General features: G+C 49.3%; 15 protein-coding genes. 4 read left to right on the plus strand and 11 right to left on the minus strand.

Annotated elements, in window-relative coordinates:
- From ruvA to aspS, 4 genes are read right to left on the minus strand one after another with little or no spacing between them, the layout of a single operon-like run.
- Positions 1 to 633: a Holliday junction branch migration protein RuvA gene (gene ruvA / locus OIK42_RS12240; RefSeq protein WP_273640893.1), complete on the minus strand. Its 633-nt coding sequence runs from the start codon at positions 631 to 633 to the stop codon at positions 1 to 3.
- 16 nt (positions 634 to 649) lie between these two features.
- Complete coding sequence (ruvC, locus tag OIK42_RS12245; protein ID WP_273641522.1) at positions 650 to 1171, minus strand: crossover junction endodeoxyribonuclease RuvC; 522 nt, start codon at positions 1169 to 1171, stop codon at positions 650 to 652.
- Entirely contained in the window at positions 1168 to 1608 is a 441-nt protein-coding gene (nudB, locus tag OIK42_RS12250) for a dihydroneopterin triphosphate diphosphatase (RefSeq protein WP_273640894.1), read from the minus strand. The genes ruvC and nudB overlap by 4 nt, the downstream gene beginning before the upstream one ends.
- Positions 1608 to 3371 carry an aspartate--tRNA ligase gene (aspS, locus tag OIK42_RS12255; RefSeq protein WP_273640895.1) on the minus strand — a complete coding sequence of 588 codons (1764 nt, stop codon included), beginning with the start codon at positions 3369 to 3371 and terminating at the stop codon, positions 1608 to 1610. The genes nudB and aspS overlap by 1 nt, the downstream gene beginning before the upstream one ends.
- Positions 3372 to 3533: 162 nt before the next feature.
- Here aspS and OIK42_RS12260 point away from each other — a divergent pair, with 162 nt between their 5' ends.
- A complete protein-coding gene (locus OIK42_RS12260; protein WP_273640897.1) occupies positions 3534 to 4418 on the plus strand; it encodes a DUF72 domain-containing protein in 885 nt (294 codons plus the stop codon).
- A gap of 24 nt (positions 4419 to 4442) precedes the next feature.
- Here the strand turns inward: OIK42_RS12260 and OIK42_RS12265 are convergent, their stop codons facing one another.
- The 6 genes from OIK42_RS12265 to OIK42_RS12290 form a co-directional block, all read right to left on the minus strand.
- A complete protein-coding gene (locus OIK42_RS12265; protein WP_273640899.1) occupies positions 4443 to 5783 on the minus strand; it encodes a sigma 54-interacting transcriptional regulator in 1341 nt (446 codons plus the stop codon).
- Positions 5780 to 6370, minus strand: coding sequence for a hypothetical protein (locus OIK42_RS12270; RefSeq protein ID WP_273640902.1), 591 nt, complete (start codon positions 6368 to 6370; stop codon positions 5780 to 5782). Before OIK42_RS12270 ends, OIK42_RS12265 begins: the two co-directional genes overlap by 4 nt.
- 4 nt (positions 6371 to 6374) lie before the next feature.
- Positions 6375 to 7829, minus strand: coding sequence for a sensor histidine kinase (locus OIK42_RS12275; protein WP_273640904.1), 1455 nt, complete (start codon positions 7827 to 7829; stop codon positions 6375 to 6377).
- 482 nt (positions 7830 to 8311) lie between these two features.
- The gene (locus OIK42_RS12280; protein WP_273640905.1) at positions 8312 to 8752 is read right to left on the minus strand and encodes a tellurite resistance TerB family protein; all 441 of its coding nucleotides are present in this window, start codon (positions 8750 to 8752) and stop codon (positions 8312 to 8314) included.
- A gap of 124 nt (positions 8753 to 8876) precedes the next feature.
- Positions 8877 to 10571: a fused response regulator/phosphatase gene (locus OIK42_RS12285; RefSeq protein ID WP_273640907.1), complete on the minus strand. Its 1695-nt coding sequence runs from the start codon at positions 10569 to 10571 to the stop codon at positions 8877 to 8879.
- A 17-nt stretch (positions 10572 to 10588) separates the two neighbouring features.
- Positions 10589 to 10888, minus strand: a complete 300-nt coding sequence (locus OIK42_RS12290) for an STAS domain-containing protein (RefSeq protein WP_273640909.1) — start codon at positions 10886 to 10888, stop codon at positions 10589 to 10591.
- Positions 10889 to 11020: 132 nt separating this feature from the next.
- Here OIK42_RS12290 and OIK42_RS12295 point away from each other — a divergent pair, with 132 nt between their 5' ends.
- The 3 genes from OIK42_RS12295 to pheA all read left to right on the plus strand — a co-directional run bounded on the left by OIK42_RS12295 (position 11021) and on the right by pheA (position 13618).
- Entirely contained in the window at positions 11021 to 11347 is a 327-nt protein-coding gene (locus tag OIK42_RS12295) for an SUI1 family translation initiation factor (RefSeq protein WP_273640911.1), read from the plus strand.
- 50 nt (positions 11348 to 11397) lie between these two features.
- Positions 11398 to 12198, plus strand: coding sequence for a response regulator (locus OIK42_RS12300; protein WP_273640915.1), 801 nt, complete (start codon positions 11398 to 11400; stop codon positions 12196 to 12198).
- A 235-nt stretch (positions 12199 to 12433) separates the two neighbouring features.
- A complete protein-coding gene (pheA, locus tag OIK42_RS12305) occupies positions 12434 to 13618 on the plus strand; it encodes a prephenate dehydratase (RefSeq protein ID WP_273640916.1) in 1185 nt (394 codons plus the stop codon).
- Positions 13619 to 13679: 61 nt separating this feature from the next.
- Here the strand turns inward: pheA and OIK42_RS12310 are convergent, their stop codons facing one another.
- Positions 13680 to 16004 carry a methyl-accepting chemotaxis protein gene (locus OIK42_RS12310; RefSeq protein ID WP_273640918.1) on the minus strand — a complete coding sequence of 775 codons (2325 nt, stop codon included), beginning with the start codon at positions 16002 to 16004 and terminating at the stop codon, positions 13680 to 13682.
- Positions 16005 to 16060: the final 56 nt, after the last annotated feature.

A 16060-nucleotide genomic window follows, 5' to 3' on the forward strand; every position in this document is an offset into this window, starting at 1 on the left:
TCACAAGGCTGCTTTTAGCGCCTGTCTTATCAAGTCTTCGCTGTTCATATCATCACGGTAAACGGCGTTTACCATTTTACTCGCCTGTGGCGGTTTGTAGCCCAACACAACCAAGGCGCTCATCGCCTCTTCTTTAACACCGGTTAACGGCACAATCGCGTTTTCACCATGGCTGGCACCAATACCACCCGCCAGTAACTGGCTGTCAGTTGAGTTCAGCGATTGGCTGAATTTGGCCAGCCTGTCACGCAGTTCTACCACCAGTCGCTCAGCCGTCTTTTTACCAATACCGGGTAACTTCGTCAGCGTAGTCACATCTTCGTTTTGTACCGCTACCAGAAACTGACTGGCAGACATACCCGACAAAATGGCCAGACCCAGTTTAGGCCCAACCCCGTTGGCCTTGATCAGCTCACGAAACAGGCCGCGCTCTAATTTATCGGCAAAACCAAATAACAGCTGGGCATCTTCGCGCACCACAAAATGGGTATACAAGGTACACAGTTCACCCACTGCCGGCAGTTGGTAAAAGCTGGTCATAGGCAATTGCAACTCATAGCCGACGCCACCAACATCGACCAACACGTCAGGCGGTGACTTTTCTAAAAGCTGGCCGTGAATACGTCCAATCATAACTTCTTCAACTCCGTTACCGTAACCGGCCCCGTACAGTTTTACGGGCCTGTCCGGCCAGTTTCACTAAATTTTGTTCACTGTGCGCATGGCACAGCGCCACGGCCAGCGCATCGGCCGCGTCGGCCTGGGGCGTACCGGACAACGACAGCAAATGCTTCACCATATGCTGTACCTGCAGTTTATCTGCGCCACCGGTGCCAACCACCGCCTGTTTGATTTGCCTGGCAGAATACTCTGCAACCGTTAAACCGGCCTGTGTGCCTGCTATCATCGCAGCACCGCGCGCGTGACCCAGTTTTAGGGCTGAGTCCGGGTTGCGCGCTAAAAATACCTGCTCAATGGCCATACAATCAGGCGTAAACTGTGCAATCAGCTCGCTCACACCAACAAAAATTTTGTCTAAACGGGGCGCTAATGGCTTATCTGTCAGTCTTATACAACCGCTGGCCACATACACCAGTTTGCCCTGCTGGCGACGAATTATGCCGTAGCCCGTGAGGCGGGAACCTGGATCTATACCCAGTATTACCATTATTTTAACTCAGGCACAAATGCCAGTATGGCAGCTTGATTAGAAGGAGACCAAACACGCTCTGCAGCAACCGGCTTTTCAACCCATTGATACGCAGAATGTTCAGTTAAGGTGATCGTGGCGTCGCTGGCAATTTGCACCGCAAAGACGTATTCAGTGTTAATGAACGCATCCGGCGGATAGCGATAGCGCCACTCAGGACGAATTTCAAATTGATTAATATGCTGGCAGTCGACAATGGCCCCCGATTCGGGCGCCATCACTATGCCGGTTTCTTCGCCAACTTCGCGGTAAGCGGCCTGCACTGGCAACTCGCCCTCTTCAATGGTGCCGGTAACCGACTGCCAGAAATTCGCGTCATCGTTGCGTTGCATTATCAGTACCTGGCCACGTTCGTTGTAGAGCACAACCAGTACTGATTCAGGCCGCTTATATTCCATTACCCGGCGTCTTTCTTCACAGTCGCAATAGCTAACTCGGCTAATTGTTGCGGATTGGCCGGACTCGGCGCATCGGTTAACGGACACGCCGCGGTGGTGGTCTTCGGAAACGCCATTACATCACGAATAGACGTAGCGCCAGTCATTAGCATTACCAGGCGATCCAGGCCAAAGGCCAGACCGGCATGCGGTGGCGCACCGTAGCGCAAGGCTTCCAGCAGGAAACCAAATTTGAGCTCGGCTTCTTCTTTATCGATACCCAGTATACTGAATACCGCCGACTGCATAGCCTGGTCGTGGATACGCACCGAACCACCGCCTAACTCAACGCCGTTTAACACCATGTCATAAGCGTCTGACAGCGCCTCTACCGGATTCTCAGCTAACTGCTCAGCAGTTAAATTACGCGGTGCGGTAAACGGGTGATGCAGCGCGTGCAACTGTCCGTCGGCTTCTTCAAACATCGGGAAATCTACTACCCACAATGGCCGCCAATCGCCTTCGAGCAAGTCAAAATCTTCGCCCAGCTTGAGTCGCAGCGCGCCCATTGCCTCAGTGACGACCGTAGCGTTATCGGCGCCAAACAGCAGGATATCACCGTCTTCAGCGTTGGTGCGGGCCAGAATTTCGGTCACAATGTCGGCGTTTAAGAATTTTAAAATGGGTGACTGCAAACCATCAAGGCCGTTGGCTTTTTCGTTCACTTTTACCCATGCCAGGCCTTTAGCACCATAAATACCCACAAACTTGGTGTATTCGTCAATTTGTTTACGCGACAGTGACGCACCACCCGGCACGCGAATCGCCGCAACACGACCTTTCGGATCGTTAGCCGGGCCACTAAACACTTTAAAATCAACACCGGCGAGTAAATCTGCAACGTCGGTTAATTCCAGCGGGTTACGTAAGTCTGGCTTATCACTGCCGTAGCGCTGCATGGCTTCCGCGTAGGTCATACGCGGAAAATCGCCCAGATCAACACCAAGCATCTGAGTAAACAAATCACGAATTAACGCTTCGGTAATACTCATTACGCCATCGGCATCGAGGAAGGTCGTTTCGATATCGATTTGGGTAAATTCAGGCTGACGGTCTGCGCGTAGGTCTTCATCCCTAAAGCACTTAACGATTTGGTAATAACGATCCATGCCTGACATCATCAGCAGTTGTTTAAACAGCTGTGGTGATTGCGGCAGTGCAAAAAACTCGCCTTTATGGGTACGACTGGGCACCAGATAATCGCGGGCACCCTCGGGTGTTGCCTTAGTCAGGATGGGGGTTTCGATGTCTAAAAAGCCTTCGCCCTCAAGAAAACGGCGCACCGCGGCGGTTACTCTGGCGCGAAACTGCAGTTTTTCGCTCATCACCGGACGACGCAGGTCGAGATAACGATAACGCAAACGCTGCTCTTCAGAGTTTTCCTGATTCCAGTCCAGTGGCAATGCCGGTGACTTATTGAACACTTCCAGGCCGGTGCCAAGAATTTCGACTTCACCGGTAGACATCTGGGCATTAACCTGGCCTTCAGGCCGGGCACGAACTGTGCCGGTTAATTTAATACAAAACTCGGCGCGCAGGGTGTTGGCCAGCGCCTGTACTTCGGGTAAATCAGGATCAAACACCACCTGCACTAACCCTTCACGGTCACGCAAGTCGATAAAAATAAGACCGCCCAAATCACGGCGCTTGTTTACCCAGCCACACAGTGTGACCTCTTGTCCAATATAAGATGCGTTAATATTCCCACAGTAATCTGTGCGCATGGTCTTCGACCCCTAGTTTCTTGTTTTAATGCGTTTCGGCCGACGGATAATTAGCCGGCAAATTATTACGTTGCCAATGTCGCTCTGGCGCTGGATAATCTGCATTACGCGAATGTTTGATTTTAAGGTCGCATAGTATAAACAAATGCCACTCAAAGCCCAATGACAAATATCCACTCTGAAGCGACTTTAGGCGCTGTTTTTATCGGTTTGCCAGTGTGGCAGCACAATAGCTGGCCTAAATGCTGGTTTGGTAAACAGTCTGCGCTGCAATTGGCCGACTATTCAGCGCAATTAAACAGTATTGAAGGCAATACCACCTTTTATCATTTACCCACCGCCGAGAGCGTGGAAAGATGGCACCAGGTAACCCCTGATACATTTCGGTTTACCTTTAAGTTTCACGCCGATATCAGCCATAAACAGCGTCTTCGTCATTGTGATGATTTGGTCAGCGCACAGTTGCACCGACTTGAGCGCCTGCAACACAAACTGGGTCAGCTGATGTTGCAACTCCCGGCCAGCTTTGGGCCGGAGGATCTGCCGCTTTTACAGCGCTTCTTACAACAGCTACCGCCGGATTTCAGTTATGGCGTTGAGGTCAGGCACCCGGCGTTTTTTGCCAAGGGCGAGGCAGAAAAAGCGCTCAACCAGTACTTAATAGCGCAGCGGGTAAATCGCATTATCATGGACACCCGCAGCCTCTTTAGTGGCCCGTCAGACACCGCTCTCACCGCCGAAGTCCGCACCAAGAAACCACGCGTACCGGTAAACGTAATTGCCACCGCACAGCAACCCATCGTGCGTTTTGTCGGCAATAACGACCCGCTGGACAATGAACGCTGTTTACAACCCTGGGTTCACAAATGTCACCAGTGGCGCCAGCAACACAAAACCTGCTATTTCTTTTTCCACCGCCCGGATAATCAGCATGCGCCATGGTTGGCGCAGCAGTTTATTGACTTATATAACCAGCAGTATCCTGACACACCTCTAGCGTCGCTAAAGTTTGCGCCGCCACCGGCCCAACAAAACAGTTTGTTTTAAATGCCCGGTTGAAAATATCGTTAGCTACCGAAAGTCGTCAGCCGCCAGATTATGCTTTTTCATGAGTTTATGCATGTCGGTCCGGTTACGACCGGCAAGCTCCGCCGCGCGGGTCACATTACCATCGGTCATTTTAAGTAGCTTAAACAGATACTTTTGCTCAAAGGCATCACGCGCTTCTGTGAGCGTGGGCCAGCTTTGCCGGGTGGCCGATAATGCCTGTTCAACCAAATGCAGCGGCACCACCGGCGTTTGAGTGAGGGCCACACATTGTTCAACCACATTCACCAGTTGACGCACATTGCCAGGCCAGTCACTTTTTACCAGCAGCTGCATTGCATCTTCAGAAAACTGCGTGACATCAACAGCATGGCGCTGTGCACTTTGCTTGAGTAAATCTCTGGCTAACAGCGGAATATCTTCACTGCGCCCTTTCAGAGCCGGCAGCTTTAAATTGACAACATTTAAACGGTAAAACAGATCTTCCCGAAAATTCCCCGCTTCCATTTCTTTGTGCAGATCTTTATGAGTCGCCGAAATCACCCGCACATCAATGTCGACGGATTTACTGCTGCCCACCGGACGCACCTGACGCTCTTGCAGTGCGCGGAGCAATTTCACTTGCAATGTCATCGGCATATCGCCAATTTCGTCAAGAAACAACGTACCACCATGGGCTTCGCGAAATAACCCCTGATTGGCTTGCACGGCGCCGGTAAAAGCCCCTTTTACATGACCAAACAATTCAGATTCCAGCAGGTTTTCGGGCAGCGCACCACAATTAATGGCCACAAAGGGGGCTTCAGCACGATCGCTGGCCCGGTGTATGGCGTTAGCGAGGAGCTCTTTACCGGTCCCACTGGCACCGGTTACCAGCACGCTCACTTCGCGTCTGGCAATGCGGAAAGCCTGATCCAACACTTGGAGCATCTCTGGCGAGCGGGTGATGATTTCTTTACACCATTCGCCGGGTTCGGCCGCTTTTGAATGCTGTAACGCGCGGCTGAGCAGATCACGCAGCTTGTCGTGCTCCACCGGCTTGGTTAAAAAGCCAAAAACACCGCGCTGTGTGGCTTCAACGGCGTCGGCAATAGTGCCATGCGCGGTCATGAGTATGACCGGAATATCCGATCGCACCGTCATGATCTCCTCAAACAGGCTTAAGCCATCAAGACCCGGCATACGCAGGTCGCTTAACACCAGGTCGAAGTTACCGCCATGTATCTTTTTGAGCGCCTCTTTACCATTTTCAGCCGCCGTGACTTCAAATCCTTCGCTTTGCAGACGAATTGTCATGAGGCGCAGCAGGCTTTGATCATCATCAACCAATAAAATATGTGATGATCTTTTTACTTCATCGCTCACTGCTCAGTCTCCTCTTTCTGACCCATCAAATTTGACTCAATATTAAGTAAAGCGTCTAACTGCGCTCTTACTTCATCGGTTTCCTGTGTTTGCGCCGCTAACGCGTCGTTGAGCGCCTGATTGCTTCGATTCATTAAACTCAACGCTGATTCGTATTCGAGAATGTGGTTACTGGGCTCTGCGATAGCCGCTGTAAACCGGGCCTGATTAACCCTGGTCAGGCTTGGCATTACCTGCTCCAGCCAATTTTGGGCTCGCAAACGCGAGCGGTAAGGCGTATTAGTGGGCTGCGATAGCATCACTTTTTGCAGTAACGCATCGGGCGTATTGCCCAGCTCGGCGATTAGACTCTGACGTGTCACCCAGGGCAATTTACTGACTTTAGACCAGTAATCAAACCAAAACTCAAGGCTACAACGGGCTACGTCACTGACCACGCCCGCTTTAAACACACAGTTACCGGCAGGCCCCAAATCTGAAGGCCTGTCAGCGTTATCTGAGGCGGCTGAATCCGCAGGTGTAATGGCGCAGCCTGACACGATTAAGCTTGCACCTAAGGCTGCTATCACTGCAGCGTATTTTTTCATTTTACTAAACTTCCTGTTGAGGGATCACGACCCGAAAACAAACATCTGCGTAATCCACATTGATGACACTCACCCCACCGTGCATTATTCTGGCGCAATCTGCCACTATGGATAACCCTAACCCCGTACCAATGACATTGTCATTGCGCACCCCTTCGCCCCTTACAAAGGGTTCAAATAAATGCTCGATTTCGTCCTCTGATATTGTATTGCCATGGTTCGCCACATCAATATGTACCGCATCTGCATGTTGGGCAACCCGGATATAAATGGCTTTATTCACGGCCCCGTGTGCAACTGCATTCGACAGTAAATTATCTAAGATACGGCGTAACAGCTCTGCATCGGCCATAATAATATCCACATTGACGCGCACATCGACCTCATGCTGCTGCAGCGCAAGCTGATAATCCTCAATACTTTGTTCGACCATACGGGCGACGTTAATCGGCGTAAAACTTGCCCGTGCCTGCTGCAGCAAAATATTATAATCAAGCAGCTTCTCTATCAGCGTATTAAGGCGACTGGTGCTGCTGGCAAGCAGACTCATCACTTCTTTTTGCGGCGCCGTTAATCTGCCTACGGTACCATCGCTGAGCAGTGCGCACCCTTCTTTAATACTGGCCAGCGGGGTTTTTAATTCGTGGGCGGCATGACGCAATAACGCGGTGCGAATATTTTCTAACTGGGCCAGGCGTTCGCCCAGCCAGTGTAAGTCTTTTTCAACGCCGACCAATTCTTTGGGAGCCCGGGTTGATAGTGGCGGCAAGCGCCCTTGCTGGCGAGCCAGCATGCGGATCACTAACTTGAGTTTCCGCACCGGATTAATCACTAACTGACTACCCAGTAAAATGAGCACTAATGAGACGGAGACTAACAGCGCACTCAGCCAGCCTTGCTGTGCCTGCATGGTTGTCACGTCGGCTAATTGTACCGATAAACGCTCTGCAATAGCCTCATCCACACTCTCCTGAACTGACATCATGGCCTGACGCATGTTATTGAGTCGCGGATTAAGCTCATCAACAGTGGTAAGAGAGGAGTAATCGGCGAGCGCCATTATAGTGGGCGATAGGGTGTCACAGCCCACCAACTGCGATGACACCTTGCACAAGGTTGTGTGGCGCTCACTGAAACGCGTTAAAGCGGTATCAACTAAGTTGGCTGCCTGGCTATTCCTTAACACCAGGTATTGCCGCAACGAACGTTCAAGCATCACGCTGGCGCTCTCAAGTTGTTGCACCTTGGAAACGATCCCCGCTATTTGTTGGGACGCATCGATGGTCGTGCGACTGACTTTGGTTAAATCGCTATGACTTTTCCACAATAAGGCCGCCAGTGGCACCAATGCGACAAAAAAGCTGCCTAAAATAAGCTGACGTAACGAACCTAAACGCAAAAGCGAACCACTCTCAATTAACCTTGATGCAAGCATCGCATAGCGCTGATAGTTCGACAACGTTATAACGCCTATTTAACCAATTCGGCGGATTAACGCAGGTGGGCAGAGCCAGATACCGACGTAATCAGTTCGTTCTGGCACCCCACCAGCAAAAATAATAGCAGTAATCACTTGTTCCCCCTTTGCCAAAGGCAAAAAATTATCACGGTGTGGCGGTAACTTCCACGAGGTGTAGCCCTGCTATATGCCAGTGCACACCAGTGCATCGCTATGCCAACACCAATGCCCTGGTGTCAATAACAAAGTGATAGCAGGGTCTGTACCAATTAAAAATATAATTTATTTTTCAGTAAGATAGCGCCAAACATTGTGACCAGAGTATGGCATAAGGAAGAGGTGTGTTGCCAATAAGAGACAGTCATGGGGGGTGGCGATGTCTGCGCTGAACTGGCGGTAACGATAAGCCTTGGCAAACACCAGACTTGATTCAGTGTTATTACAGCACCGACTTTATCAATGCTATTGGTCGCCGCCATTAATTACGGTTTGGACTGTGCTGTTAATTTAGTTTTGATAAAGCGACTGTGCGGGATGTACAGCAAGTCGGCAATTTTACGAATAAGGTGCTCTTCGTGAGGATCCAAAGTGCTATCGGCATAAGCTACCTGCCACAGCCCCAACATTATTTTTTCCTTGTTCTCTGCGCTCATGCCTTCGTTCAGGGCTTGCGTAAACTGAACCAGATCAACGGCTTCATCGGAGCGCGCATCAGCAACACTTACCACATTTTCCAGCTCTTCGTCAGAAAGCTCAAAATGTTCATTAATAATTTGCTTCAGCGCAGACAATTCCCGCTCATCGGCCTGATTATCCGCTTTTACGACCTCCGCGAACAATGCCGCGGTGGCTATTTCAAGTTGATGGGGATTAGGCGGCTCTGAGGGTGAGCCTTTGATCATTGCGACAATCGATTTAAGCATACGACACTCCGGTAACTGACACTCCGCTAAGACTGGATTCACCATAACGGGCAACAACCCATCTTGTCCAGCCTACCACCGCTGTTGGGACTTTTAACGTTCACTGACCGCAGCAATCATCGCCTTAAACTTTCAACAGCACCCTGACTTTGTTACCGCCGTCAGCAATGTCGACCTGTTGGCACAACTCACGGATTAGTGCCAAACCACGTCCATAAGCCTCATCTTCAGCGTTTTTTACGGTAGTCTCGCTAAATCCGGGACCGTTGTCACGCACGGCAATTTCGAGCAACTGATACGGCTGTGGCGGTACTGATGATTGTTTGGTTTGCGCTGGTGCACCGGGGTGAGCCGGATAGCTAATGTCTATCCAAATATCGCCCGTGGTTAAATTCGCTAAGCGCTGCGCCCGCAACTCATAGTACTCTATAAAGCCTTCCGGCTCTGCTTTCATTGTAGAACTTAAACCAAGCAACCCATGCTCAATAGCGTTGTTGGTGAGTTCCGTTAACACCGTGAATATTTCGGACCTGATCACTGCCAGCCCCGGCACACTATTTACGATCCCCATGAGATGATCGATCAATTTTGACTGTTTGATTTGCTCTGCCTGCAAATGAAACGACAGCGTGAACGGCACCCCCCCGATGGTTTTATCTCCGGAGGCGTCAAACTCAAATGGCCGACAGCAAAATTGCACAACGGTTAAGTCGTCATCGGGTGCCAGACCACCAGTATACTCAATCGCTTTTGCGACTAATGCCGCTGAAGTAACATTTTGCCCGCCGACAAACCACGCCTCAACCCCCTCCTCGCCCAGCAAACCATGAGTGGGATGCTGACATTCCATCAGGCCATCGGTATAGACTAACAACGTATCACCTTCCTGAGCCTGAAAAACCTGTGTGGTTTGTTCGAATTCATCGTCCGATAAGATACCCAGAGGCATATGCTGCGCGTCAATAGTGTATCGCAACAGGCTATCGGCTGTTTTGACCGCCATGCGCGGCAAACCTCCACTCCAGATAATAAATTGCTTGCCATCCCGGCTTATCTCTATAATCGCGGCAACGCAAAACATGTCGGCGGGTAATAACGAATAGAGTAACGCATTTAGCCGGGAGGCAATTTCTTGTACCGCCATACCGCGCTTCGTCATTGATGTAAATGCCTGCGCAACCGGGATCGCGCCAATCGCTGAGGCCAGCCCGTGACTGGTAAAATCCCCCACAAACAAATAAGTCCCACCAGAGGGGCTTTGTTCGCAAAGGAACAAATCACCATTAAACTGGGTGGTAGGTTGGGTATAGAGATCGAAGTAGCTTTTTTCGACGCCACGATGCGCCAGCGCGTTATCAAAAATATGCTCAACAATACGATGGTTGCGCTCGACTTCCTGCTGAAAATAGGTCAGTGAACGGTTTTTATCTTGTATTTCTAAGCTAAGCCGTCGGGAACGGGCGTGCGCCGCTAACTTAGCATAAAGAATGATTTTTTCGAACGGCTTCGCAATAAAGTCGTCGCCACCACACTCCAGGCAATTCACCAGACTCTGCTCATCGTCGAGACTGGTAATAAACAGCACTGGCATATGACACTCCGGTGACATAGCCTTGAGCAATGGTGCCACCTCAAGCCCTGACATTCCCGGCATAATAACATCGAGTAATACGATATCGGGTTTGCAGTCTCGTGCTTTTTCGATGGCTTGCACACCATTTTCAGCTTCTACACAATCGGTATAACCAGCCTCTCTGAGTATTTCAGTGAGCATGATCCGATTGATTTCTTCATCATCTACAATTAGCACTTTTAGCATGAGGTGTTAGCCAGCGGTTATTCAATAACAAACTTTTTATTAAAGCGTGATATCTCGAGAATTCGCCCAATTTGCGGCTGGCTGTTAATAATACGGTAAGTTAATTTGCGTCCCGCCAGCACTTTTTGCATATTAAGCAACATCCCCAGGGCTGAGCTATCCATGTATTGGGTGGCCGCCAAGTCCACATCAATCTGGGATATTTCAGCAGGCATGTCTTCGTAAGCAAGGCGGAATTTATCCACTAAGGAAAAATCAAACTTATCACCCACCTGGATGACCAGTGTTTTGTTTGTGACTTCGGTATTAATCGTCATTTTTGCTCCCACTCACAATCCGCGTTTGCTAGAATCAGCGTTGAGATACTGTTACTAAGCAGAAGACCTATTCACGCTAAACAGTATGCTTTGTTTAGAGTGTAGACCAGTTTAAGAGAGTTATAACAACCTATGCAAAATTCGAGAATTGTTTACAGTAGTGAGACAGGTAGAGTCGAGCATAAACAACAACAACAGGACACCCGCTCGGTCAACAAAGATGGTATTGCCCGAATTTTACGCGAAACCAAAGGTCGCAAAGGTAAAGGTGTGTCTATCATTACCGGACTCGACCAATCAAATGATCAACTCAAAGGATTGTGCACTACACTTAAAAAGAAATGCGGCTGTGGTGGTGCGGTAAAACAAGGCACAATAGAACTACAAACCGATTTGCGTGATAAGATTCAGCAATTGCTTGCTGAACAGGGCATTAAGTCAAAAGTGGCTGGTGGTTAACAACCAGCGCGGTACATCAATGATTAGCGTCGTAAACTAAGAGAGCCTCAATGGAACACTTATCAATCTCAGACCTCAATATTCTGCTGATAGAGCCGTCAGATACTCAGCGAAAAATTATTAGTGGTATGTTGACCAATGAAAACGTCAAACAAATAGATACCGCCGCCAATGTTAGCGAGGCGAAAAGTCTGGTTGAGTTACACGGCGCTGACCTCATTGTAAGTGCGATGTATTTTGAGGACGGTACCGCGATTGACGTACTCAAGTTTACCAAAGAGCATGACTCTTTTAAGCACATCCCGTTTATGCTGGTATCGAGTGAAAGCCGCACCACCAAGCTTGAAGAATTTAAACAGGCCGGCGTAGCCGCCATACTGCCCAAACCTTTTGAAACCCTCCATTTGCAACGTGCCTTAAATGCCAGCCTGGATCTGTTAAATACTGATGAGTTAGAACTGGATCTATTTGATGTGCATGAAGTCAGAGTACTGTTAGTTGATGACAGTAAACTGGCCAGAAATCACATCAGACGAGTCCTTGAAGGAATGGGATTACAAAAAATCAAAGAAGCTGAAAACGGCGCTATGGCGCTTACCCTCATTAAAGATGAAGCCTTTGATTTAGTGGTCACCGACTACAATATGCCTGAAATGGACGGTCGTGAGCTGTCTGAGTTTATCCGTTTTAATCCTGAAACCTCGCATATCCCGATTATTATGGTTACCTCAGAGGCCTCTAACAGCCTGCATATGGCCAATATTCAACAAACCGGGGTTAATGCGCTCTGCGACAAACCCTTTGAACCCAACGAAGTGAGAACCATGCTGGCGGCATTGCTGAGCAACTGACGCTGAATGGCTAAAATTGTCAAGCCGTTAAGTTAATTTTGCGTTAAACAATGCGTATAAATGAGTTGACAGCAACGGCGTCGCACAATACAGTATCCCCATGAAATTATGTAATGAAAACGTCACCGCTCGCTTTTTTGCGTTTATCACCTTCATCTGAGGGAGGGAGCGTAGCGCGTGCAAATAACCTCCCGGCGGGAGGTTTTTTTTTGCCAGAAATCGTTAGAGAGATAATATGTCTACCCCTGAATTAGATACCATTAGAGAACGTATTACTGCACTTGATAGTGAGTTGTTACGCCTGTTGTCAGAGCGTCGAGGCCTGACAAATCAGGTAGCCGAAACCAAAATTAAGCATCACATTCCGGTACGCGACCAACAACGCGAAGAGCAACTGTTAATACGCCTGATCAAAGAAGGTCAGAAACAGAATCTTGATGCCCACTATATAACGCAAATCTTTCACGTCATTATTGAAGACTCGGTGCTGAACCAGCAAGCTATGCTGGCGGCACGGGCGAATCCGGGCAGCGCTTTACCCCTTAACAGAGTGGCGTTTTTGGGTGACCGCGGTTCATACAGCTATTTAGCCACACAAAAATATTTCTCGCGTCGGCCAGGCGATTTGTTAGAACTGGGTTGTCAAAGTTTCCGTGAGGTGGTGAGTAAGGTAGAAACCAATGAAGCAGATTACGCTGTCCTGCCCGTTGAAAATACCACCTCAGGCAGCATCAACGAAGTGTACGACCAGCTGCAAAACACCGAACTGAGTATTATTGGTGAACTAACGCATCCTATTAAGCACTCATTACTGGTAGCTAAAGAGACGTCCCTGAGCAATATTAAAACGCTTTATGCACATCCGCAGGTGTTTACCCAGTGCAGCCATTTTCTCGCCGAACTGGGCAATGTAGAAGTTAAAACAATGGACGCAACGTCGTCAGCGATGCTCAAAGTAAGCGAACTCAATCGTGATGATGTTGCCGCAATAGGCAGTGAAGCCGGTGGTAACCTGTATGGTTTGATCGCTATAAAATCGAATCTGGCTAACCAAAAAGAAAACCATAGCCGCTTTATTGTGGTGGCTAAACAGCCGGTGAACGTGCCCTTGCAGGTGCCCGCCAAAACAACCTTTGTGATGTCTACCGTGCAAAAAGCCGGTGCCTTAGTTGAAGCACTGCTGGTACTTAAAGCCAATAATATTAACATGACCAAGCTGGAATCAAGACCAATCCCCGGCAACCCATGGGAAGAGTTATTTTATATTGATGTTGAAGGCAATACCCAGGACGGTCCGGTGCAAAGCGCGATGGCGGAACTCAAACGCATTACCCGCTATCTCAAAGTGTTGGGCTGTTATCCCAGCGAAGAAATTAATCCCACCAAAGTGGCGGCCTCTAAAGCGCTCACTGCAGAATAACGACTCACAGCAGCCAGGTTTTTCTGGCTGCTGCCCTGCCCGGTTATCTATAGCATGCGCGTCAGACTTTAAACCGATCAACCATTACCTGGGTGTTGCTGGCAATATTGGCCAGTTCATGGGCAGCGCTGCTGATTTGGCTGGCGCCGGTGCGCAGTTCACTGGATAACGAATTGACCGTGTTAACACTGCCTAATACGACTTTAGAGGTGCTTTCCTGCTCGTTGGTTGCAGCAGAGACAAGGTTAGCCATATTCTGCACTTGATCAATGGTCTCACTTAGCTCGCGCATGGCCGTTGTAACCAGTTCAACAAGATGAATGCCACCGCTGGCGGCGGCTTCTGCTTTTTCCATGGCCAGGACTGACTCTGCTGAAGAGCGGTTCATTTTTTCAATTAGCTGGCCAATTTCTTCGGTACTTTGCTGCGAGCGGCTTGCCAGTGCTCTCACTTCGTCGGCAACAACAGAAAAGCCCCGACCAGCTTCACCGGCGCGCGCCGCCTCAATAGCCGCATTCAGAGCCAGCAGATTGGTTTGATCAGCAATGCTGTTAATCACATCAAGCAACGAGGTTATCTGCCCGACTTCATCCTTTAACGCACTAATAACTTTTGATGAATCCTGAATGAGTTTAACCAGCAACTGAATATTATCGGCAACATAGTCTGCCCGTTCCTTGTTTTCACTTAAACTGATATTGGCCTGATCGCCGTGATCGCGGCTCATCGCCGTGGAGTTCGCCACTTCCTCAACCGATACCGACAGGCGTTTTATTGCATCATCAACAATTTGCATTTGTTCATTCTGATGCACCGCATTTTGCTCCCCCTGCTGAGTCACCGCGCTAAGCTCTTCTGCTGCGGAGGCCAGGGACGCAGCATCCACTTTCACCTGGGAAACAATGGTTCTTACCTGATCAATAAAAACATTAAAGGGCTCAATGATACGGTTTATTTCCGGAATACGGGATGGTTTGAGCTGAATGGTCAGGTCACCCTCACCAGAGGCTAGCGCTTCACATGCATCACCAACATCGTTTAACGGTTTAACCAGGCGGTTGGCCAGCCATATTGCAAGCAGGACTGCCGCCGCCGCAATCGCAGCAGTGGCAATCAATGTACCGGTCAGCAATTTATTTTTTAACACTGTTGCCGGCCGCAACGCTTCTTCAACGTCAATTTCGGCAAGTGCGGCATAGCGGTACTCACCAATCTGCACCGTTGAATAGGCAGAAAACACCTCTACACCACGGTAGTCGGTAACACGTTCAAAGCCACTTTCACCAGCCAGGGCTTTTCGCGCTGCCGCGGTGGTCACCGGCTGAATACCAACAGAGGTGCCCGCCTGTTGTATTTGCCGCGCGATTGACGGTGACGCTTTCGCAAACACGGCATTATATTGCGCTGGGTCCTCTAAAAAGAAACGGCTCTCGGTCACCAGGGTTCCCTGAGGTGAAACGATATAGGTTTCTCCTGATTCTCCCAGACCGGCCTGCTGCCATTGCTGGCCGTGCGTCATGATTTGACTGATAACATTTAACGGCATCTGAAAAATCAATACTGCTTCAACCTGCCCGGACTGGCTCTCGATAGGTGAGGCAATAAAACCTGCCATTGCATTGTACGAAGGCAAATAGCTGGCTAACGAACTAACATAGACGTCATCCGTGCTGCTACTGTTAATGGCCTTTTTAAACGCTTCACCAATACCTGTATTTGCATAGGGACCAGTTGAAATGCTGGTGGCAAAATCGAGTTCTTTAAACACTGAGTACACAATGTTGCCGGTGTCAGCGTCGACGATGAAAATATCGTAGTACTCAAATTCTTTAAGAAACGCTCTGAAATACTCGTGATACTGCTCATGGTAGCGGGCATAGTCGGTATCGTTGGCCAGACTATACAGGCCGTCTTTTTCGCCAATGGCAAAATCAGAGCCGGCAATAAAATCAAATTGCAGCGCCTTAGCATTCGCCGACAGGCCATCAACCAGTCCACCCGGATTGTTTAACCGGGTGTTATTTCGCGCTTCAAAAAGCGCCGAAAAATCATCGGTATAATAAGCAGACAGCTCACTTTGTTGCGCGCTGCTGAGACTTTGCCGTTGCGCTGAATAGCGGTTGAAGGCGCCAATAAAGGCGTCAGCAGCCTGATTCACATAACTTTGTGAAGAAACTGACCTCACCTGACTTTCGATGGTTTGAACGTAACGTTCAATGGCCTCAGAGGTTTGTTTATTTTCTATCTTTAACTTATCTGACGCCGCCTGGGTTAGCGCATCGGTTGACTCGACAACCCCTAACTGCAACGACACGGCCGCGATGACCAGTATCGCGGTTAAAACAAGTGGAATGATAGTGACTAGTAATCGTAACTTCAGCGTCATTAATGGCTACCCCGGCGCACAAATAATTTGCAAACCGCTGCCACTATGCCATCTGA

This window comes from Alteromonas gilva (assembly GCF_028595265.1).
Taxonomy (GTDB): Bacteria; Pseudomonadota; Gammaproteobacteria; order Enterobacterales; family Alteromonadaceae; genus Alteromonas; species Alteromonas gilva.